Annotated in this window: 1 rRNA gene; it reads right to left on the bottom strand. The window is 58.5% G+C overall.

From position 1 onward, the window contains the following. Window positions 1–6: 6 nt before the first annotated feature. Window positions 7–1,831 (bottom strand): 23S ribosomal RNA (locus Psi01_RS42850); the annotation flags it as partial.

The following is a 1,831-nucleotide window of genomic DNA, read 5'->3' as shown; positions in this document are numbered from 1 at the left end:
TGCTTTGTGGTCAAGTCCTCGGCCTATTAGTACCGGTCAGCTCCACACGTTACCGCGCTTCCACTTCCAGCCTATCAACCCGGTCGTCTACCGGGAGCCTTACCCCTCACGGGTGGGAGACCTCATCTCAAGGCGAGCTTCCCGCTTAGATGCTTTCAGCGGTTATCCCTTCCGAACGTAGCCAACCAGCCGTGCTCCTGGCGGAACAACTGGCACACCAGAGGTTCGTCCGTCCCGGTCCTCTCGTACTAGGGACAGCCCCTTTCAAGTCTCCTGCGCGCGCAGCGGATAGGGACCGAACTGTCTCGCGACGTTCTAAACCCAGCTCGCGTACCGCTTTAATGGGCGAACAGCCCAACCCTTGGGACCTACTCCAGCCCCAGGATGCGACGAGCCGACATCGAGGTGCCAAACCATCCCGTCGATATGGACTCTTGGGGAAGATCAGCCTGTTATCCCCGGGGTACCTTTTAGCCGTTGAGCGACGGCGCTTCCACATGCCACCGCCGGATCACTAGTCCCAGCTTTCGCTCCTGCTCGACCCGTCGGTCTCACAGTCAAGCTCCCTTGTGCACTTACACTCGACACCTGATTGCCAACCAGGCTGAGGGAACCTTTGGGCGCCTCCGTTACCCTTTAGGAGGCAACCGCCCCAGTTAAACTACCCACCAGACACTGTCCCTGATCCGGATCACGGACCCAGGTTAGACGTTCAAAACGACCAGAGTGGTATTTCACCAATGACTCCACCGCCACTAGCGTGGCGGCTTCCCAGTCTCCCACCTATCCTACACAAGACGCTCCAAACGCCAATGTCAAGCTGTAGTGAAGGTCCCGGGGTCTTTCCGTCCTGCTGCGCGTAACGAGCATCTTTACTCGTAGTGCAATTTCGCCGGGTCTGCGGTTGAGACAGCGGGGAAGTCGTTACGCCATTCGTGCAGGTCGGAACTTACCCGACAAGGAATTTCGCTACCTTAGGATGGTTATAGTTACCACCGCCGTTTACTGGCGCTTAAGTTCTCAGCGTCGCCCACCGAAATGAGCTAACCGGTCCCCTTAACGTTCCAGCACCGGGCAGGCGTCAGTCCGTATACATCGTCTTACGACTTCGCACGGACCTGTGTTTTTAGTAAACAGTCGCTTCCCCCTGGCCTCTGCGACCCCCACCAGCTCCGGCAGCAAGTGCCTTCACCAGTCGAGGTCCCCCTTCTCCCGAAGTTACGGGGGCAATTTGCCGAGTTCCTTAACCGCAGTTCACCCGATCGCCTTGGTATTCTCTACCTGACCACCTGAGTCGGTTTCGGGTACGGGCCGCCATGCTCCTCGCTAGAGGCTTTTCTCGGCAGCATAGGATCACCCACTTCGCCACAATCGGCTCGGCATCACATCTCAAGGTTCATGAGCGGCGGATTTACCTACCACTCCCTCTACATGCTTACCCCAGGACAACCACCGCCTGGGATGGGCTACCTTCCTGCGTCACCCCATCGCTTACCTACTACCAGATCAGGCCGGGCGTTCACCCTCACCCCAAGCCCGAAGGCTCGGAGGGGTTAAGGACCCTTAGTATCACTGGGTTCGATATGGACGGCGCACAGCGGGTACGGGAATATCAACCCGTTGTCCATCGACTACGCCTGTCGGCCTCGCCTTAGGTCCCGACTTACCCTGGGCGGATTAGCCTGGCCCAGGAACCCTTGGTCATCCGGCGCAGAAGTTTCTCACTTCTGATTCGCTACTCATGCCTGCATTCTCACTCGCACGGCCTCCACACCTCGATTCCTCGGATGCTTCGCCGGCCGCACGACGCTCCCCTACCCATCCACACACC

The organism is Paraplanobispora siamensis, from assembly GCF_016863175.1.
GTDB lineage: Bacteria > Actinomycetota > Actinomycetes > Streptosporangiales > Streptosporangiaceae > Planobispora > Planobispora siamensis.
Note: the sequence above shows the minus strand (reverse complement) of the source record. Positions and strands in the feature narration are given on the sequence as shown.